General features: G+C 52.1%; 15 protein-coding genes. 6 read left to right on the top strand and 9 right to left on the bottom strand.

All coding sequences use genetic code 11. The features are described from left to right. Positions 1 to 96 precede the first annotated feature (96 nt). From KXJ70_RS17900 to KXJ70_RS17890, 3 genes are read right to left on the bottom strand one after another with little or no spacing between them, the layout of a single operon-like run. Positions 97 to 1,260 (bottom strand): CaiB/BaiF CoA transferase family protein, encoded by a 1,164-nt coding sequence (locus KXJ70_RS17900; protein ID WP_219044924.1) that lies wholly within the window; start codon positions 1,258 to 1,260, stop codon positions 97 to 99. Between the two features lie 18 nt (positions 1,261 to 1,278). After that, entirely contained in the window at positions 1,279 to 3,057 is a 1,779-nt protein-coding gene (locus KXJ70_RS17895) for a thiamine pyrophosphate-binding protein (RefSeq protein ID WP_219044923.1), read from the bottom strand. Positions 3,058 to 3,068: 11 nt separating this feature from the next. Continuing rightward, positions 3,069 to 4,439 carry an aromatic ring-hydroxylating oxygenase subunit alpha gene (locus KXJ70_RS17890; protein ID WP_219044922.1) on the bottom strand — a complete coding sequence of 457 codons (1,371 nt, stop codon included), beginning with the start codon at positions 4,437 to 4,439 and terminating at the stop codon, positions 3,069 to 3,071. A gap of 236 nt (positions 4,440 to 4,675) precedes the next feature. Between KXJ70_RS17890 and KXJ70_RS17885 the strand changes: the two genes are divergently transcribed. Both KXJ70_RS17885 and KXJ70_RS17880 read left to right on the top strand, forming a co-directional pair. Next, positions 4,676 to 5,446: a GntR family transcriptional regulator gene (locus KXJ70_RS17885; protein WP_219044921.1), complete on the top strand. Its 771-nt coding sequence runs from the start codon at positions 4,676 to 4,678 to the stop codon at positions 5,444 to 5,446. Between the two features lie 110 nt (positions 5,447 to 5,556). Next, on the top strand, positions 5,557 to 6,609 hold the full coding sequence (locus KXJ70_RS17880) for an aldo/keto reductase (RefSeq protein ID WP_219044920.1): 1,053 nt from the start codon (positions 5,557 to 5,559) through the stop codon (positions 6,607 to 6,609). A 103-nt stretch (positions 6,610 to 6,712) separates the two neighbouring features. On the opposite strand, the gene KXJ70_RS17875 is transcribed toward KXJ70_RS17880, so the two are convergent. Further along, positions 6,713 to 8,278 carry an acyl-CoA synthetase gene (locus KXJ70_RS17875; RefSeq protein WP_219044919.1) on the bottom strand — a complete coding sequence of 522 codons (1,566 nt, stop codon included), beginning with the start codon at positions 8,276 to 8,278 and terminating at the stop codon, positions 6,713 to 6,715. 46 nt (positions 8,279 to 8,324) lie between these two features. Beyond that, complete coding sequence (locus KXJ70_RS17870; RefSeq protein ID WP_219044918.1) at positions 8,325 to 9,821, bottom strand: CoA-acylating methylmalonate-semialdehyde dehydrogenase; 1,497 nt, start codon at positions 9,819 to 9,821, stop codon at positions 8,325 to 8,327. 353 nt (positions 9,822 to 10,174) lie between these two features. On the opposite strand from KXJ70_RS17870, the gene KXJ70_RS17865 reads away from it, so the two are divergent. From KXJ70_RS17865 to KXJ70_RS17850, 4 genes are read left to right on the top strand one after another with little or no spacing between them, the layout of a single operon-like run. After that, positions 10,175 to 12,388: an acyl-CoA dehydrogenase family protein gene (locus tag KXJ70_RS17865; RefSeq protein ID WP_219044917.1), complete on the top strand. Its 2,214-nt coding sequence runs from the start codon at positions 10,175 to 10,177 to the stop codon at positions 12,386 to 12,388. Positions 12,389 to 12,399: 11 nt separating this feature from the next. Continuing rightward, positions 12,400 to 13,209 carry an enoyl-CoA hydratase/isomerase family protein gene (locus tag KXJ70_RS17860; protein WP_219044916.1) on the top strand — a complete coding sequence of 270 codons (810 nt, stop codon included), beginning with the start codon at positions 12,400 to 12,402 and terminating at the stop codon, positions 13,207 to 13,209. A 48-nt stretch (positions 13,210 to 13,257) separates the two neighbouring features. Continuing rightward, a complete protein-coding gene (locus KXJ70_RS17855) occupies positions 13,258 to 14,394 on the top strand; it encodes an acyl-CoA dehydrogenase family protein (RefSeq protein WP_219044915.1) in 1,137 nt (378 codons plus the stop codon). After that, positions 14,394 to 15,296, top strand: coding sequence for an acyl-CoA dehydrogenase family protein (locus KXJ70_RS17850; protein ID WP_219044914.1), 903 nt, complete (start codon positions 14,394 to 14,396; stop codon positions 15,294 to 15,296). Before KXJ70_RS17855 ends, KXJ70_RS17850 begins: the two co-directional genes overlap by 1 nt. Positions 15,297 to 15,430: 134 nt before the next feature. Here KXJ70_RS17850 and KXJ70_RS17845 read toward each other — a convergent pair whose 3' ends face one another. The 4 genes from KXJ70_RS17845 to KXJ70_RS17830 are packed head-to-tail and all read right to left on the bottom strand — an operon-like array spanning position 15,431 to position 20,302. Further along, positions 15,431 to 16,993 (bottom strand): DHA2 family efflux MFS transporter permease subunit, encoded by a 1,563-nt coding sequence (locus tag KXJ70_RS17845; RefSeq protein ID WP_219044913.1) that lies wholly within the window; start codon positions 16,991 to 16,993, stop codon positions 15,431 to 15,433. Between the two features lie 18 nt (positions 16,994 to 17,011). Continuing rightward, complete coding sequence (locus KXJ70_RS17840; protein WP_219044912.1) at positions 17,012 to 18,208, bottom strand: HlyD family secretion protein; 1,197 nt, start codon at positions 18,206 to 18,208, stop codon at positions 17,012 to 17,014. Continuing rightward, entirely contained in the window at positions 18,201 to 19,763 is a 1,563-nt protein-coding gene (locus tag KXJ70_RS17835) for an efflux transporter outer membrane subunit (RefSeq protein ID WP_219044911.1), read from the bottom strand. Before KXJ70_RS17835 ends, KXJ70_RS17840 begins: the two co-directional genes overlap by 8 nt. Next, positions 19,763 to 20,302 carry a MarR family winged helix-turn-helix transcriptional regulator gene (locus KXJ70_RS17830; RefSeq protein ID WP_219044910.1) on the bottom strand — a complete coding sequence of 180 codons (540 nt, stop codon included), beginning with the start codon at positions 20,300 to 20,302 and terminating at the stop codon, positions 19,763 to 19,765. Before KXJ70_RS17830 ends, KXJ70_RS17835 begins: the two co-directional genes overlap by 1 nt. Positions 20,303 to 20,419 lie beyond the last annotated feature (117 nt).

The following is a 20,419-nucleotide window of genomic DNA, read 5'->3' as shown; positions in this document are numbered from 1 at the left end:
GCTAATTCGAATGCCGCTAGTGGCAATCGTTTTTGCCTCTGGCGGCGTAATAAAATGCTGTTGAGTCGATATCCATAATCCTGTGGCCTCAAATGCTTAACCTCGCTGAACCTGTGTATTTATTCCTGCGGTGTCAGCGAGAATAGCGTCGGTGTCGGCACCCAGTAGCGGTGCGCCAGAAGCAATCTTGCCGGGTGTTTTTGAAAACCAGGTCGGAATGCCCGGAAAACGCGTGCTGCCACGCTCATCACTGATCGTTTCAAAAAAGCCAATGGCATTGAGATGTTCGTTATTAAACAGATCATCGGTCCGATTTAACGGGGCGGCTGGAATGCCCAAGGTATTTAATAGACTTAGCCACTCCGCTGAGCTGCGCTCCTTAAAGGTTTCTCCTAACAAACCATAGACTTCGTTGATGCGCGCAGCGCGTTTCGCCAGAGTCGAGAAATCATCGCTGAGCCATGCGGGTTTAACTGCGTCCATAAACAGCGACCAGTGTTTGTCGTTGTAAATCAGTGCGGCAATATGGCCATCTTTGGTTTGGTAGGGGCGGCGGTTTGGGGCGACAGCGCGGTGGTAATTGGCTGGTCCCGTTGGCGGATCAAACATGGCGCCGTTGGCGTGTTCCACTAACATAAATGAAGCCATGGTCTCAAACATACCGACTTCAACTTCTTGTCCTTCGCCTGTTCTCTCGCGGTGAAATAAGGCCATCATGGTGGCGTAGAGGGCGGTCATGCCCGCCACTTTATCCGCCAGAATGGAACCGACGTAATTGGCTTCGCCGGTGAGTAATTGCTGTACGTAGGTTAAGCCGCACTCTGCTTGAATGGTGTCGTCATAGGCTGGGCGGTCAGCGTCCGGTCCGCGCCGGCTATAGCCGTAGCAATTGGTGTACACAATGTCGGGCTTAATCGCTGCCACCGCGGGGTAATCAAAACCCAATTGCTGAATGGCCTTGCCACGCATGGAGTGAATAAACACGTCGGCGTCGGCAAGGAGAGTTGTTAAGGTCTGCTTACCTTCTGGCGAGCGCAAATCCAGCACTATGCTGCGTTTACCGCGATTTACATTCACGAATACGCCGCTCATTCCCTCGCTTGGGCCGGGAGAAATAAAGCGGGTATTGTCGCCGTTGGGTGCTTCTACTTTAATCACGTCGGCGCCCATATCCGCCATAATTTGGGTGCTATAAGGCCCCATCACCATGGCGGTGAGATCGATGACTTTTACACCCTTTAGTGGGCCTTGCTTATTCAAGGTCTCTGCTCCCAAACCTTATTGCTGACCTTCCGCATACCATGTGCGGAAGCGGTCATAATTAGGCGTGTCCAGGTTCTGGTTGCCACCGTGGTTAATTACGGGATCGATAGGAACGTGAATAACAGTCGGTTTGCCGCTGGCAAATGCCTCGGTAACGGCCTTGCCGATGTCTTCGCCTTTTTCGATATACATGCCCTGACAACCCAGCGATTCAGCGAGATGGTCAAAGCGCACATTTTTGCTCCAGTGCACACCGGGTTCGGTGGTATTGCCGTGACCGAAGGTGCGTTTATACACCCCGACTTCCAAGCCCCATGCATTGTCCACTGCGACCACAATGACCATCGGCAGCTCAAAGCGTTGCACTACTTCTAGCTCGGCAATGTGATATAGGAAGGCCGAGTCGCTGGTGGTAAACAACACGGGGCGTTTGCCGCCGTCGGCAATAGAAGCACCAACTGCGTAGGGAAGGCCGGTGCCCAGGCAACCAAAGTTTTGGTTCCAAATAACGTCGCGGGGTTTGCTCTGCAAATACGTCCACGTGAAGATAACGGTACAGCCACCATCGCGAACATGAATGGCATTCTCTGGCATCGCCTTGGTCGATTCGATAACCCACTGGCCGGTGTGAACTCGGCCGCTGGGGGTGCTGAAGTCTTGTTGAGTCAGGGCGTGCAAGCGCTCTTTGTCTTCCTTGATCCAGCGTTTTAAATCTGGATGCTCGGCGCGTGGGCTGTCTTTTAATGCTGCCGTTAACTGCGGAACAACGGTGCGTAAATCGCCTACTAATGGCACGTCAATGGGGCGGTTTTGGCCGATGGCTTCGGCGTCTAATTCAATATTGACCCATTTGCGGTCGGTATTGCCTTCGGCCCATAAATAGCCGCGACCGTAGTGAACGGGCTCGCCGATCTCGGTGCCAATGGCGATCACCACATCGGATTTGGCGACGATTTCGTCGGCGACTTTTGCAAATAGATAGGGGAATGTTCGGTCCTCAATGCCTTCAATAAAGGCGGTGCCGCCAGAGGTTTGCAGCACAGGGCAGCCCATTAGCTCAGCGAGTTCTTTTACTTTGGCGCCTGAGCGAGTGCACTGTACTGCGTGACCAACTAACAGTATGGGGCAGGCAGCATTTTTAATAAGTTCGGCCGCCTTGGCGACCATATTGGCGTCGGCACCGGGCTCAAATAAGCGGTAGTCTTTGGGCGGCAGGGCAGGTGGTACATCTAATTCTTGAAGAATAACGTGGCCGGGGTACTCGATATACACGGGACCCGGGGTGCCAGACTGACACACGCGCAGGGCGTGGCGAATAATTTCATCGGTTTGGTCTGCGTATTCAATACTCGCGCTCCACTTCACCGAGTTCTTGAATAGGTCTTCTTGCTGGATAAACTGAATGCGACCGCGGCGAACTCGTCGCTCGGTGATACGAGCGCGTTGACCGCCAAGATAAATAACCGGTGAATTCTCAACCAGTGAATTCATCATTGAGCCAGCGGTTAGTGCAATGCCAGGGCCAAGGGTTGCTATGCATAGCGCAGGGGTGCCGTTCATTCGCGCATAGGCTTCGGCCATCATGCCCGCCGCCAATTCGTGATGAGGTGTTACCACTTTCCAGCCGCGTTTTTCGGCGGCGACAAACATATGTACAAAGTTGGGATCTGGAATACCGAATAGGGCTTTAACACCTTCGGCTTCAAATAGCTCCAGAATACGCTCGTATACCGGCGTGGTTTTGCCGTTTACAATGCTAGGCGCTGCGCTTTCTTGTTTGTCGTCTGAATACATCTTTTGCTGCCTTATTTTTTAATAATTTGAGGTTTGCCGGTGCCCATGTACTTGGCCAAGTTATTGTGCAAATTGGCAGTACTGCGCTCCATATAGGGATTGGGCTGGGGGCCGCGGAAACCGGCTGATTTCATGCCCTGTTGTACGGCTTCCATATTTGAAAAGTCTTGGGATAAGACATAGCACCACGCCTCTTCGGTTGGCGGGCAGAACTCCCACTCGGTTTTGGGTACGCCGTCTTTTGGGAATAGCTCGTAAACTGCCGCTTCAAAAATACATTTGTTGGGATCGTCGCCGTAGGGGCGGGCGCTGTAACACAGCATATTGTTAACGGCATGGCCAATCTGGAAGTTGGGGAATACCTGCCAGGCAGTGCCGCTTTTGCCAACATGCTCGGGGTCTACGCTTGGCCAAATTACGCCGCGCGTGGCATCGTCTGCGCGAGCGGAGGCAAGCCAGTGCTGCAGAACTTTGTCACCGGGGGTACCCTCGGGCAGTTCGTCAACCAATCTGTTGGCGGCCTTAACCAAGGTTTCGGTGGTGTTGGTATTGGCTTTGGTCCAGGTGTAGTTCTGCATTTCTGCGGTGGCGATGCGTGGGTCGGCGGCGCTGTCGCTAATGCGGAGTTTGGCGGCCTGATTGGCGTCCATGTCTTTGGGGCGTTCATAGCCGATATTGCTGTGCAGGCCGTGGCTTTTTGCCCAGCCGCGAAACGCGCCGTATTGATTAAATTCTGGGTGCGTTGTCTGCACATGATAGGTTTCGTTGAAGGCTTCCATCGCAACTTTCCAGTTGCAATTGAATACCCCCCATTTGCGCCAGCGGTAGCGCATATTCTGCAGTTCGAACGGCGTTAGCATCTCTGGAACCGGATCGAGATAGCGCTCTAAGGGTTCGCAATCTGGGTCGAGGTTAATCCAGATCCAGCCGCCCCAGGTGCCGACATTTACTTTGCTTAAAGAGGTGCATTCGGGGGTAAGCACACCTTGCCAGTCTTCAACATGAGGGATGTGGGTATTGTTGCCGTCTTTGTCGAAGCGCCAGCCGTGGAATCCGCACACAAACTGTTTTCTGTGGCCCTTGGCGTTTCTCGCACCTGTAGGTACGTCAACCAGTCTTCTACCGCGATGGGGACAGGCGTTGTGGTAAGCGCTGATTTGATCTTCCGCCGTGCGTAGCAAAATCACCGAGTCGTCTTTGATCTCAAATGTGATGAAGTCGCCGACGTGTGGAATATCCTCTTCGCGGCCGGCTTGTAGCCAAACTTTGCGCCACAGTTTATCCCGCTCGGCACGAGCGTAGTCCTCTGAAATATAGGCGTCTACCGAATAGCTAATCGGTACTGACAGCATTTCTAGGTCGGGGTTGCTATTGTTATTCACCCTGTCTCCGTCGTTCTTGTCACGGTTGTCGATAAAGTAGTTTAATAGACATCGTTGTTGATTAATAGACTTTGGCAGTTTTCTTTGTATATTTCAATATGTCCGTACATTAAAAATTTAATGCAAAATAAAAAATGTAATAAAATCAGTGAGTAACTAATTATTAGAAAATATGTACGGACAAGTTATTGGGTTTTGTGTACAGTTATTTCAGTCTGACTGATGCGGGAATTACAATGAGTTTAAAACCTAGCGAAGACGTCGAAATGCCAACGAGTCCACCGCCGCGACCTCTATATATGCAAGTAGCTACCGCCATAAAAGATGAGCTTCTGGCGGGAATTCACCCAGTAGGGGCGGTGCTGCCTAGCGAGGGCGAGCTTGCTAAGCGATTTTCGGTAAGTCGCCATACGGTAAGGGAGTCCCTGCGCAGGCTTCGAGAAGAGCGCTTGGTGGCCTCAAAGCAGGGCGCTGGTACGGTTGTGCTAGTGCCGCCAAGTGTGGCGCCAGAAATTCAACAAGTGATGTCGATTGGTGGCTTGCTCGCCTTTGCCAACGATACGCGACTGGGTATCCAGCATATTTCGATGTTGACGCTTGATGACGAGCTTGTCGCCCGAACTGGGCTGGGTGTCGCTGAAGAGTGGTTGGTAGTTACAGGCTTTCGCTATTCAAGTGAAGGTGGCTCGCCGTGTTGTTGTACTGAATACTATATAAATCGCAATTATGCCTCAGTGGGCCGAATTTTACCCCGCCATCAAGGAGCCATATTTCCCCTGTTAGAAGATATGTTTGGCCTGAGTGTTGTTGAGGTGGAACAGCAGATTTCGGCGTGCCTTGCCTCGGGCGAAATGGCTGCGAAGCTTTGCGTGGATGCGGGGACAGCCGCGCTAGAGGTTCGGCGAACCTATAAAACGGTGGAGTCGGAGGTTGTTCAGGTCACTATCAATACTCATCCAGCCTCCCGCTTTCAGCACGCGATGACTATGCGGCGAGTGAAAGCCTAAGTGTGGGCTGTTAATAAAATGGCAAAATAAAAATAGCAGTGCGGTGTGTTTCATGATGCTGGAGCGCATAAGCGCAAAGTTATCTAAATGTTTATTGGGGACTAAATTATATGATCAATTCCTTGGATCACTATCGACTACTAGGCCGCTCCGGATTGCGAGTGTCGCCGATGTCATTGGGAACCATGACCTTCGGTATGGCGGGGTGGGGTACAGACAGCGCTGAAGCTGATCGCATGGTGGGGGCCTATCTTGATGCGGGGGGCAACTTCATTGATACCGCTAATTTTTATGCGGGCGGCGAGTCGGAGCGGATGCTGGGCAATATACTTGCGCAGCGCCGTTCGTCCGTTGTTATTTCAAGCAAATACAGTTTGAGTATGGTGAAGGGCGACCCCAATGCCGCCGGTAACCACCGCAAAAATATGGTGCAGTCGATAGAGGCCACCTTAACGCGCTTGAATACTGATTATCTGGATTTGCTGTATCTACATTTGTGGGATAACCGCACGCCGGTAGAGGAAATCTTGCGAGCTTTCGATGACCTGGTGCGCAGTGGAAAAATTTTGTATGCGGGAATTTCTGATACGCCTGCGTGGCAAATTTCACGTATGCAGGCGATTGCCGATCTGCGTGGTTGGGCGCCACTGGTGGCCCTGCAGATTCCCTATAATTTGACTGAGCGTACCGTAGAGCGGGAATTTATGCCTATGGCGCAGGAGATGGGATTGGGCGTTATGCCCTGGTCGCCGTTGGCCGGTGGTGTGCTGAGTGGCAAATACAGTCATGCCGATTTAGACACAAAGGCCGCCGATTACAGCTCTAGAAAAGACATAAACAAAGCGACGGGGCGCTTAACGGCAAGAGCCTTAGATATTGCGGCCGTCGTCGGTGAGGTTGCGGCTGAGCTGCGGTGTGAGTCAGCGCAGGTGGCATTGGCCTGGACCTTGCAAAATCCCGCGGTGACGTCACCGGTGATTGGCGCGCGAACCATGTCGCAATTGCAGTCAAATTTGGGCGCGCTGAAGGTGGAGTTTTCTGCGGATCAGCTATCTAGGCTTCATGAAGTCAGCCGCGTCGACACGGTGTTTCCCCATACTATGATTGATACTGACACCGGTAATATGATGCTAGGAAATATCAATGTGGAGGCGCGTCGCTAGGGTCAACAGATCCCAGGGTTTTGTTTGGGCTCGGCCGAGGTGTGACGACCGAGTTATTGCTCACTTTTAGCTATCGCAACGCGTGTAAAAAACGTGCTGTTTTTCATTGCTTGGCGTAGTGCTCGCGCAGATCACGTTTTAATATTTTGCCACTGGGGTTTTTCGGTAGGCTGTCGGCGAAGAAAATTCGCTTTGGAATCTTAAATCCCGCTAAGTGCTTTTTGCTGTAATCGCTGACCGCATCGGCGTCCAGCGTCATGCTGTCTTTAAGAACGATGACAGCGCAAACGGCCTCTATCCATTTTTCGTCAGGGAGGCCGATAACTGCGACTTCGCTGATGGCCTCCAGGCCGTAAAGGGCCTCTTCAACTTCGCGGCTCGATACATTTTCGCCGCCGGTTTTTATCATGTCTTTTTTGCGATCGACAACGGTGATAAAGCCCTCGTCATCGATAATGGCCAGGTCGCCGCTGTGAAACCAGCCGTCCTGAAAAGCAGATTTTGTGCGCTCTTCGTCTTTGTAATACGCACTCATTAGCTGTGGTGAGCGATGCACAATCTCGCCAATCTCACCAATTTCTACATCGTCGCCATTGTCGTCGATTACCCGAGTTTCAATGTTTAAACCTGCCCGACCTGCCGATCCCGCTTTTCTCAGCTGGTCTTCAGGTTTGAGCATGGTGGCGACGGGGGCAATCTCGGTTTGTCCGTAGAGATTCCAGAGGCGCAACTCCGGCAGTCGGCGCATTATTTCGCGCAGTATTTCTACCGGCATAATTGAGGCGCCGTAATAGCCTTTTTGCAAAAGAGCTAAATTGGTAGTGTCGAATAAGGCGGAGCGCAGAAGTGCAATCCATACCGTTGGCGGCGCAAAAAAAGAATTGACGCAGTGCTGCTCCATTAAGGGCAGCAAATTGTCTGGTGACGGCACGGCGGTAATGATATTGGTAGCGCCGACATAAAGCGCTGGACCTAAAAAGGCATCCAGCTGCGCGCAGTGGTACAGCGGCAGGGCGTGCAGCATGGTGTCGCGTTCAGCAATTTCAGCTTCGACCAGGCAGGTAACGTATTCCCAAATGATGGCGCCGTGGGTGAGCATGGCGCCCTTGGGGCTAGACTCTGTGCCGCTGGTGTAAATGAGCTGTGCTAAATCGTCTTGGTCCACGCATATGTTGGGGACATGTGTCGGGCCTTTGATAAGGTCATTGAAGCCAAGCAAGTCTGCGGGTGTCTCCGCTGATTTCTCGCTGGGCAAGCCCATCAAGCGCTTAAGGTGTGAGCTTTTTTGCGCTGCCTCGGCGCCCAGCGCGTGATGCTCTTTGTCGACCATCAAAATGCTGGCTTCAGAGTGCCCTAGAATGTAGCCGACTTCCTCTGCGTTAAGCATAAAGTTGATCGGCACAATTACTGCGCCAATGCGCGCCAGGGCGTAGCGCACAGCAATAAAGGCGTGGGAGTTTCTTGACAGGATGGCAACCCTGTCGCCAAAGCCGACGCCTTCGCCAACAAAGCTATTGGCGATGCGATTGCAAATTTGATCGAACTCCGCGTAAGACCACGATACATCGCCACAGATGATCGCTGTCTTTTTTGGATTGCGTTTTGCCGAACGCCTTAATAAGTCGCTTAGCGACTGAGACCAAATTGCTTTGTTTTCACTGTTTGTCATCGCCACTTCCATGCATGTGCTCGGCCGCAGGGTTTATACGTGTTGCTTATTTCGTCGATGGAAAGGCGAAATTGGCACCTGCGCGTAAACCACTTGAGGGCCAGCGTTGAGTAATGGTTTTTCTTCGGGTATTGAAACGGATCGCGTCCGGCCCGTAAACCCCAAGGTCACCAAATAAAGATCGCTTCCAGCCGCCGAAGGTATGGCAGGCAACCGGTACCGGTAATGGTACGTTTACACCAACCATGCCGACTTTGATATTGTCGCTAAAGTAGCGCGCCGATTCGCCGTCGCGGGTAAAGATACAGGTACCGTTGCCGTATTCGTGCGCATCGATTAAGGCGATGGCATCCTGCAGGCTATCTGCGCGAACCACACACAAGACGGGTCCAAAAATTTCATCGCGATAGATGCTCATTTCAGCGGTCACGCGATCAAACAGGGTGGCACCCACGAAGTAGCCCGCTTCACAGTTGGCGACGCGTAAATTGCGACCGTCGCATACCAGGTCTGCACCTTCACTCACGCCAGCATCGATATAGCCCGCAACGCGCTGTTGGTGTTGCTGGGTAATTAATGGACCCATGTCGCTGCTATTGTCAGTACCTGGGCCGACTTTTAAATCTTTAATGCGAGAGCCTAGTTTTTCGACCAGTGCATCGGCAGCGTCGTCGCCGACCGCGACAACCACAGAAATCGCCATGCAGCGCTCGCCAGCAGATCCGTAGGCAGCGCCCATCAGTGCGTCCGCGGCGTCATCCAAGTCTGCGTCCGGCATAACAATCGCGTGATTCTTGGCGCCGCCCAAGGCTTGGCAGCGTTTACCGTGATGGCTGGCAGTTTGATAAACGTACTCGGCGATGGGGGTAGAGCCGACGAAGGATACCGCCTCGATACGACTGTCGGTTAGTAATGTATCTACCGCCTCTTTGCCGCCGTTGACAACATTAAACACGCCTTTTGGTAAACCGGCTTCATGTAAAAGCTGGGCGATAAACAGTGGCGCGGATGGATCGCGTTCAGAGGGTTTTAACACAAAAGTATTGCCGCAAATAAGCGACATGGGGTACATCCACAATGGCACCATGGCGGGAAAATTAAAGGGGGTGATGCCAGCAACAACGCCTAGCGGTTGAAACTCGCTCCAGGTGTCGATGGCGGGGCCCGCATTTTTATTGTGCTCGCCCTTCAGCAGCTCCGGTGCGCCACAGGCATTCTCAACTACTTCAATGCCGCGCTGTAATTCTCCCCGCGCATCGCTTATCACTTTGCCGTGTTCTTCGGTAATCATGGCAACGATCTTGTCAGCGTTTTTTTCAAGCAGCTCCCTGAAACGGAACATAATATGTGCTCGTTTCATAGGCGGCGTGTTGCGCCATGCGGGGAAGGCGGCCTGCGCTGCAGCGATGGCCTTTTCAACCATGGCCTTGTCGGCGAGGGCGACTTGTTTGCTAACTTGGCCATTGGCTGGATTGAAAACGTCTTGCGTGTTATTGCCGTCTACAATGATCTCGCCATTGATAAAGTGTCCAACGAGTGTCATTTTCCTACCTCTCGATTAAAGAATAGCTCACTCGCGATGTGGCGACGTATGCCTTGGAGTGTGCGCATATAGAATGTAGATCTATTGCAGATTTGAGTTTGTAATAGACCGAGAATTCGAGGCGGAAAGATGCCTGCCACCTGATGTCGGTAAATTCTGACACAAATTGCTATTGTACACCACTGTTGACCAGATAATAGATCGCTGATACCCTTCATGTATCGTTGAGGCGCCTTATAAAACGCCAAATTTATAATCTTCTAGTAACCTAATGTCGGCAATTTCTGATTCTGTAGAAGGGCCTTTTCTGTGCCGCATTGCCGATTTTCTTCTCGTTTGGAGCAGCTTCACAGATGAACTTTGAACTCACCCCCGATCAGCGCATGATGGCTGAAACCTTTGCCCGGTTCATGGATGAGCGCAGCAGCAGTGTTCACATTAGAGCGGCAGCTGACAATAATGGCTTTGACCCAGAACTTTGGCAGGGCTTAGCTGAGTTGGGCGCGTTTTCTTTACGGGTTCCCGAAGATCAGGGCGGTCTTGGCTTGGGTATTATGGATGCAGCCGTGTTAATGGAAGAGGCGGGAAGGACCTTGGTTTCTGGCCCTCTGGCCGAAACCCTGGTGGCGACACGCGTGTTGGCGCTACTGGCGGAGAAAACCCACGGCGACTTGCTAGAAGCGGCGATCATGGGGAATTCGGTGCTCAGCATTGCCTACCATAATGTGGCTGAACAAAAGACTCAGTGGGTTGCCGGCGGAGCCGTTGCCGACGCAGTGATTGCACGGGATGGCGATCAAGTTGCGCTTTATTTATTGAATAAAGATGCCTCGCGATTTGAGAAGAATTTGGCTTCTACGCCCATTGCAGAAATTGATTTTAGTCAGTGCGAGCGCCAGGTTTTGGCTCAAGATAGCGCGGGTCTAAAGGTATTTAATCAAGGCCTGGAAGAGTGGAAGTTATTGATAGCCATTGCGTTATCGGGTTTGTCCAGAGAAGCGGTAAGACTCGCTTCTGAGTACGCCTGCGAGCGTCACGCTTTCGGGCAAGCTATCGGCAGCTACCAGGGTATTTCACATCCCTTGGCAGATTGTATTGTCGAAATCGATGGCGCTAAATACCTGAGCTGGAAGGCGATACACGATATTGCTCACAATTTAAACGACGCTGGTGCAGAAATCTCCATGGCGATTTGGTGGGCTGCCGATTCTGCTGGCCGTGCCGTAACGCAGTCTCTGCACACCTTCGGTGGCTACGGTTTGGCAACAGAATACGATATTCATTTGTACAATTTGCGCGCTAAAGCCTGGCCCTTGGTGTTTGGCGACCCGACCCGCTTCTTGGAAGAGGCCGGCCGTCGTCTCTACGCGGCTGAAGTTGTTGATCTCCCCGATACCGGTGAGGTCGCTATCGATTTTGATTTAGGCGAGGAAGCGCGGGCAATGGCGTCTGAACTAGACGCGCTCTTCAACAAGATACTAACCCCGGAATTACGCGCCAAGGCGCATTATTCCTTTGATGGTTTTGACGCCGGTGTTCATAAAATTTTGGCAGAAAACCGCTTCTTATTTCCCGCTTGGCCTAAAGAGTACGGCGGTCGTGAGGCCGAGCCCTATGTGGCCAGCGCCTTGAGTCGGGTCTGGGAAAAACAGGGTTGGACCGGCCATCCAGCAAGTACCACGATGTTGGTGGGTACCATGATTCGCAAGTGTGGCACCGACGAACTTAAACAGGAAGTGTTAAGCAAAATTGTAAGTGGCGATGCTATTTGTAGTTTAGGCTATAGCGAGCCGGGCTGTGGCTCCGACGTGTTTGCAGCTAAGACCAAAGCGACACCAGATGGCGAAGGCTGGTGGCGTATAGACGGTTCTAAAATGTGGACCAGCGGCGCCAATATTGCTCAGTATGTGTTGATGCTGACCCGGACTAATCCCGATGTGCCAAAGCACAAGGGGCTTACCATGTTTGTAGTGCCTTTAGATACGCCGGGTATTGAAGTGCAGGCCGTTCATACCTTTCAGGATGAGCGCACCAACGTCACCTATTACGATGGAGTGCGTATTCCCGATAAGTATCGTCTTGGCGAAGTAGACGGCGGTGTAAAAGTAATGGCGGCGGCGCTGGAGCTTGAACACGGTGGCGGCTTTATGAAAAGCCAGTTTGCCATGACCGAAGCGGCAGAGGCTTTGTGTAAACAAATAAAAGTGGGTAATGGGACCCTGCTTGATACCACCGATGCCCAAAAGCGTTTGGCGCGCAGCAAATTGCACGCCTATATCGGTGAAGTCATTGGCAACCGCGCACTGTGGGTTGGGGTGCAGGGGCTAACTAGCAAAGCTTATGGGCCGATGACCAAAATGTTCTCATCTGAGAAGTTTCAATCTGATTCGCGTGATCTGCTCGACCTGACTGCGCCGCATTCTTTATCCGACCGCGAAGGGCCGGCTGGGGAGTTAAATCTCGCCTACCGTCATGCTCACGGTACAACTATCTATGGTGGTACCAGCGAAGTTCACCGGAGTATGATTGCTGAACGGGCACTTGGCCTGCCGAGAACTCGCGGATAATGGAGATGCAAATGACCGACGCCCCACACCTATTAGTAGAAGAACGCGGCGCTATTCTGATTGTGACCTTAAATCGCCCGGAAAAATTGAATGCGCTAACCGGTCAAACTATGGCGCTGTTTGAAAAAGCGGTGCATCAGTTTCGCGATACCCCGGCTTTAAAGGTGATGTTGATTCGCGCCACGGGCCGTTATTTTTGTTCGGGTGCCGATTTGCGCGATGGCTCAGACGGCAAGCCGCATATTGAACGCAGCGCGGTAGAGATTCGCGAGAAACATCGCCTGAAGCTACATGGTATGCAGCGTATCTACGATGAAATGGAACATATTGAAAAGCCCTTCGTTGTGGCGCATCAGGGCCCCTGTGTTGGCGGTGGTTTGGAAATGTCGCTGTCTTGCGATTTTCGCTTAGCGGCAAAGAGCGCGAGTTATGCTTTTCCAGAAGGCAAATTTGGCGTGCTGCCAGCGTCGAATGGCGTGAGTCGTTTGTCGCGTATTGTCGGCACCCATTGGAGCCGTTATCTGATTATGGCAAATCTGCCAGCTGATGCAGATCGCGCCTTTGTTATGGGTCTGGTTCACGAAGTGTATCCAGATGAAAGCTTTGAACAAGACGCCATGGCGTTTTGTGAGCACCTGGCCAAGCAGCACGCAGAGCAGATGGGAACCGCAAAGCTGGCGATTGAGTTGGCTCATGACGTCGGCCTTGCTCAAGCTCGCCAAGTGGAGCGCATGGCCAATAGCGCGCTGATGCTGAATCCAGATTATATTGCCGGCATTGAGCGCTATATTTCTGCGCTAGGCAGCAAAAAAGACGATTAGTCTGAGTCCTGCCGACAAACTAACTTTTACACTTAGCGGATAACTCCGATGGATTTTAATTGGAATGACGAGCAGTTGGCTTTTCGAGCGACTGTGCACAATTTTATTAAAGACAATCTGCCAGAAAACTGGGAGCATATTGCGCACGGCCCTGCCTCAAAAGAACAAACGGTATTTGCCAAAGAATTTTGCGGTGCCCTGGCGGAAGCCGGTTTGCTGGTTCCCCATTGGCCAGTGGAGTGGGGCGGTCAAGACGCCGATCCCTGGAAAGCGTTTATCCTAGCTGAAGAAATGTGGATGGCGGGCGAACCCCGCGGCGGCCAGTATATGAATGTGAACTGGATCGGGCCGACCTTGATGCTGTTTGGTTCACCCGCCCAGCAGCAACAATATATTCCCCCTATGGCGCGTGGTGAAACCCTGTGGTGCCAAGGTTTTTCTGAGCCAGAGTCAGGTTCAGATCTAGCCTCTTTGCGCACCCGCGCCGAGCGCAAAGGTGACAAGTATATTATTAATGGTCAAAAAATTTGGACCTCCTACGCTGGCGATGCCGATACCTGTTTTTGTCTGGCCAGAACCTCGCAGGGCAAAGGGGGAATTTCCATATTCCTGATTCCGATGACAACGCCTGGCATTACGGTTAGAGAGATCCCTAGCATCATCGGCGAGGGTGATATCCACGAAGTGTTTTTTGACGACGTTGAGGTAGCTGAGACCGCACGCTTGGGCGAGGAAGGTCAGGCCTGGGATATCGTCGGCAAGGCTTTGTCTTTGGAGCGTGTCGGTATTCCTCGTTTTGCGCTGGCGACAACAACCTTGCACCGCGCTGTGAGTTTGCTAAAAGATCAGAACCGTTTCACTGCGGGTGTAATTGAGCAGGCAGCCAAAGCCAAGGCCGCCTGCGAAGCGGCCCGTCTCTATAGCTATCAAATAATTGATCAGCGGGTAAAAAACATTCCCACTGGTGCAGAAGCCAGTGTGGGTCGTTACGCGACGGTAATTTGCGAGCGCTTGGTGTCTGAGTTTGTGGTTGAGCATGTGCCGGAAGCCATCAGTGGAGAGAACCCCATGCTGCTCGCTCATCATCAGCGCGGCATTGTTGCGGGTATCGCCTCGGGGGCGGCGGAAATTCAATTGAATCTTATCGCAACCCAGTATTTAGAATTGCCGAGGGAGCCGCGCTAATGGACTTCACCTTAAACGAAGATCAGCTCGCAGTAGCGGGCGAAATTGATAAATTGGCCGCCCAGTTTAAATCCTCACCGGTAGATTTTCACGGCTTCGCGCTGTATAGCGCTGAGCTTGATAAGCAGCTGGAAGACAATCAATTTTTCGACATAGCGGCGATGCCAGAAATGGGGCCGCTTGCGGCGGCGCTCGCGGTTGAACGCTTGGCACAATTGCCCTATACCGCTGAAGTTGCGCTTTCGATGTTACTTAGGCCAGCGCTTAATATTGAATTGCCACGCCCCATTGCTGTTATTGAAAATGGTCGTCCGGGGCGCTTTGTTGGTGTTGCGAAAACCCTGATTATTATCGATGGCGACTCGGTGGGAATTGCCCATCCGCAGGCAGGTGACACCCAGGCAATACCGGAATCGCTGTTTGCCTATCCGATGGCAAAACTGGTCGGCAAGCTCGATGTGCAATTACTGTCTGAATCAGAGGCTGACATCGTGCGCACTTGGCTGCGTGTAGCCTGTGCGGCAGAGATGGCTGGTCTGTTAAAGGCGGCGATAGATGCAACGGTTGAGCACATCAGTGTGCGCAAGCAATTTGGTCGTCCGCTAGGGACCTTGCAAGCCCTGCGGCACCGCATGGCTGAGTGCGCTGTTTTGGCAGGTGGCGTGCGCTGGCTAGCTTTGAAAGCGGCGTGGTCAGCTGATGCCGGCGATGCGGCTTTAGCAGCTTTGCATGCGCAGGAAAGTGCCAGTCGCGTTATTTACGACGTGCATCAAATGAGCGGCGCTATGGGTATGACATTGGAGATGGATCTGCATTTGTGGACTTACCGAATGAAAGCCCTTATGTCTGAGCTCGGTGGTCGCAGTGGTCAGGCAGAAGCAGCTGGCAAATACTGCTTTTAAAAATAAATATAATTTTTATTTCGTCTTACATTACTAAAAAGTCGCGGCATATTTTATGCCGCGACTTTTTGTTTTATACGGGTTTAAAAAATACACTTGCTCTGATTTTCTGATTGTTAATGCCTGGCATTTTATTAATGCGCGCCACCCGCATCCACCACTGCGTGTTTACCATGAATGGGTTTGGTGCCCCAAATTGCAATGATCAGTACTAGAAACATCATCGACGAAAAATAAAATATGTCGTTGGCGCCCAGAGTACTCGCTTGGACAGAGAGTGTTCGCTCAAACATGGCATTGGCTTGGTCACTGCTTAAACCGATTTGCTGCAAGCTTTGCATACTGTTCGTGTATATAGGATTGTAAGCGTTGGCGTGCTCCATTAATTGGGTGTGGTGCAGAGCGGAGCGGTTATCCCAGGCCGTGGTGGCGAGCGACGAACCAAAGGCGCCACAGAGTACCCGCACAAAATTACTTAAGCCGCTGGCCGCCGGTATTTGCTCGGGTTTTAAGCCCGATAAAATAAGCATTGATAGTGGCGCGAAGAACATCGCCATTGCAAAGCCTTGAATATAAGCCGGCAGCATGACGCTCCAATTATCAACGCCAGAGGTGAATAGCGAGCGCATATACAGAACTAGTGAGAATATGAGAAAGCCGCAGGTCGCGATAATACGGGCGTCCATTCGATGAATATTCCGCCCCACAAAAGGTGACACCATTATGGCAAACAAGCCCACGGGCGCCATTGCCAAACCAGCTTGGGTGGCGGTGTAGGCAATTTGGGTTTGTAGCCACAGCGGTAAAATAACAATATTGCCGAAAAACGCACCGTAACCCAGTGATAGGGCTATAACGCCGCCGGTAAAATTGCGGTTTCGAAACAGCGATAAATCGACAATGGGGTGCTCCTCGTTGAGTTCCCATATCAAGAAAAAAACGAAACCAATGACAGCAATCGCCGCGAGGGTGATGATTTGTCCTGAATGAAACCAGTCCAGCTCGCGACCTTTATCTAGCATAATTTGCAAAGCGGCTATCCACAGTACCAGTAGCGACAAGCCAATGGTGTCGACGGGCAATTTCTTCGTTACCGTTTCCCGTTTTTGGTAAATAGTCCAGGTTGAATAGGTCGCCAACACGCCAAGCGGCACGTTGATATAAAAAATCCACGGCCAGGAATAATTATCCGAAATCCAGCCGCCTAAAATTGGACCCACGACGGGTGCGACCAAGGTTGTCATACTCCACACGGCCATCGCCGTGCCGGCCTTGGCCTTGGGGAAACTGGCGAGTAGCAAGGACTGGGACATGGGTATCATTGGGCCAGCCACCGCCCCCTGTAAAACCCTAAAGGCAATTAGCATTTCAATGCTTTGTGCCGTGCCGCAAAGAAAAGATGCCACTACGAATAGCAGCGTCGATGTAATAAATAGGCGAACTTGTCCAAAGCGCTGCGATAACCAGCCCGTTAGCGGAATCGCAATGGCGTTAGATACCGCAAAGGACGTGATTACCCAGGTGCCCTGGTTGGCAGATACGCCAAGATCGCCGGCAATTGTGGGAATGGCGACATTGGCGATGGAGGAGTCGAGCACGTTCATAAACGTGGCAAGCGAAACCGAAATCGCGCCAATGGCTAACACCGCACCCTGCAAGGGGGGCAGTGTGGCGTCAGAGTGAATCGCGTTGGCCATATCGAAAAGCCCTAGTTCTTACTGCGCAGTGAGTGTGGCGAGGCCAGCGGCATTGCCGGCATTGGCTTTGATAATTTGATCAACCAATGCCTCGGCTTCTCGGCCTGCAACTTGGTAAACGCCGGTTTCGTAGTTGGCCTGCAATTCCTTGGTCGCCTCTGTTAATTGGGGGCCGCTGTCATCGCTGATGTCGATATCAGCGACCATAGATAGGCCTATGCGCAGTGGGTTTTCTGCTAATTGCTGTGGGTCTAGGGCGATACGAACAGGTAGGCGCTGGACGACTTTAATCCAGTTGCCGGTCGCATTTTGTGGTGGCAGTAAGCTAAATGCGCTGCCGGTACCCGCTTCAAGCCCCACCACGTGTCCTTGGTATTTTACGTCGCTGCCATACATATCGGCCGTTAGCTCAACGGCTTGGCCAATACGAATATGATGCAATTGGTTCTCTTTAAAATTGGCATCTACCCACACCTGTTCCAGTGGAATAACCGCCATAAGGGGTTTGCCGGGGGCAATCCGCTGGCCGAGTTGTACCCCGCGTTTTGACACAAAGCCGTCAACAGGAGAGGGAATGTTGGTGCGTTGTAAATTTAAATACGCGGCGCGCACTTTGGCCGAGGCAGCTAATACCTCGGGATGAGTGTCTATCGCGGTATTTTCAGTTAGTGCTTCGTTGCCCGCCAGTGCTTCGCGGGCGGCGAGTAAACCTGACTGCGCTGATTTTACTGCAACTTCACTGTGGTGAAGTTCTTCCGATGAAACCGCTCCCGTTTTGGCTAGACCATTGCGGCGCTTAAGGTCAGCTTTTGCGCGGCTCAAAGAGGAGTTTTGCAGGTCAATTTGCGCGTTTAATGCATCGTTGCTGGTGAATAGGGCGCGAACTTGACGCACGGTTTGTGCTAGTTCCGCCTGAGCTTGATCCAAGGCAATTTGCGCATCGCTGTCATCGAGCTTTACTAATATTTGTCCGGCGGTAACGCGCTGGGTATCGTCCGCGTAAATAGCGACCACGGTGCCGGCGGTTTGCGGTGTCACTTGCACGATATTGCCGACAACGTAGGCGTCTTCAGTGTCTTCGTGATAACGGCTGATCAAAGCCCAGTGGCTGAACCAGGCGGCGCCTATAAAGAGAAAGATGGCGCTGGCGATAAGCATTTGACGACGGCGCGGGCTATTTGCTGCGGGAGTCGCCGAGAAAGTTGAGTTAGTCATATTGGGCTCCTACATGTGCGGTTTGTACGCTCGTGTTCTTACTTACAGTATTGATCGTGTTTATGGTGCTTTTATTGCTGGGCTGGCGGCGCTCCGCCGCAGAGTTTTGAGCGCGGGCATCCACATACGGGTAGCCACCGCCCAGTGCCCGTGAAAGCTCGACGTGGGTGTTCGCGGCGCGCATCTGCAGTTGGGATTGAAATAGTTGCTGCTGTATTACCACGCTTTGCGCGTTCAGTACGGTCAGGTAATTCCCTAATCCCGCGTGATAACGTTGCAAGGCTAAATCGTAAGCGCGACGAGATGCTTTAAGTGCAAATTGCTGCTGTTCGATTTGGGTCTGTAAGAAGCGATAGCTATTGAGATGATCAGCCACGTCTCGCAGCGCCTCAAGCAGGGTTTGGTTGTAGTTGGCAACCGCGGCATCGTAGTCTGCAAAGCTCGCTTTTAAATTGGCGCGCAGGCGACCGCCATCAAAAATGGGTAGCGATAGAGCCGGACCAACACCGTAATTTTCACTGCTGGAGCGCACTAGTTGATCAAGGCCAAGACTGGCATAGCCCGCGAAGGCCATTAAATTAATGTTTGGATAAAACGCCGCTTTATTGGCGGTGGTATCGTGCTCACTTGCCTCAACCTGCCAGCGCGCTGCGACCAAATCGGGGCGATGACCTAGTAGGGATATTCGCAAGTCCTGTGGTGCCTGCGTAACGCCGCTGTCGAGAGTGGGGAGCGGTGCCTGCAGGCTTAACGCGCGGTCTGGGCCAGAGCCTAATAGAGCGGCTAAGGCGTGCTGGGTGTTGATGATGTTTTCTTTGACCATCTCAATATTGGTACGGGTCAATGGCAGCTGCGTTTCCGCCTGCATGAGTTCCACTTGGGTATCTAAGCCCGCATCAACCCGCTGCTTAGTGAGGTCGTAAATTTCCTGCCGTTGTTTAAGCGCGGACTCGCCAATACGCAGAAATTGCTGCAACTGCGCCAGTTGAAAATAGGTTTTGGATACCGCACTGGCCAGCATTAATCTGGCGCTGGCAGACTCGGCTTGCGCGGCGGCTAATCGTGACTGACTCGCCGCGACGGCGGCGCGGTTGCGCCCCCAGAAATCTAATTCATAGCTGGCTTGCAGGCGGATGTTGCCACTGGTTTGGGTAGAGCCACCCAGCGGAGGGGGATACATCGCGTTTTCAGAATAGTGCTGACGAGTGGCATCGACAGACAGGCTTGCGCTCGGCAGGGTTGCCGCGCGGAAATGTGCCAGCGCGGCATTGGCGCGTGCCACCTTGGCGGCGGCCATTGTTAGGTTCGGATTGTTTTGCAGCGCTTCGTTAATCAAGCTATCTAGTTGAGTATCGTTAAAACTCTGCCACCAGGCCTGTGTTGGCCACTCTGCATCCGCCTTGTCGTCAACAGTTAAGCTGGTTTCGGCGGCTAAATTATCGGGTCTTAGTAAGTGGCTGCTGCTATTTATACCGATGTAGTTAGCGCAGCCACTTAAACCTGACATTAAACCCAGTAGCATTGCGATGCGACGTATAAACCTATGATGCGTCATCACTTTTTGCCCTCCACTGCATTGTCACTCTGGGCTTTTTCTTCACAGCCCTTATTCTCAGATTCGTAAATCAGCTTAGTTAGCAGCCGTTTAAGGGTGGTAATTTCGTCTGGGTCAAAATTCTGCAGATGCTCATTGAGGACGTTAATGGCAATCACTGGCATTTTTTCAACGACTAACTTGCCGTAGTCAGTAAGCACAATGTTGATAACGCGGCGATCTTCAAGACTGCGCTGGCGAAGCACGATATCTTTCGCTTCGAGTCGATCTAACATTCTCGTTGTGGCGCCAGTATCGAGGTTGCTTTCCCGCGCTAACTCCGCAGCAGTAGAACAGTTCCGCTGTTTGAGCGTCATAAGAAACGCGAATTGCGGGTGGGTTAAATCGTAGGGGGCCAACTGTTTGTCGATGGCGTTCGTTAAAAAGCTATAGCAGCGTTTTAATAAGTAGCCAATGCTTTCATTTTGTTGGTAAGCGGCCAGATTGTATGGTCCGTCGGGATTTTCGACGACGAGATCGAGGATGTTTTTAGAGCTCATGGCTAAGCCTGCAATGTTGATGTCATGACAGTTGCTGCGATAACAATGTCTGCCTAGGCAGGCAATATATCTTCCCGGAAAGCTAAATGCAAGTATTGGACTTGTGTGCGAGTGGCG

It is taken from the genome of Zhongshania aquimaris (assembly GCF_019312595.1).
Taxonomy (GTDB): Bacteria; Pseudomonadota; Gammaproteobacteria; order Pseudomonadales; family Spongiibacteraceae; genus Spongiibacter; species Spongiibacter aquimaris.
Note: the sequence above shows the minus strand (reverse complement) of the source record. Positions and strands in the feature narration are given on the sequence as shown.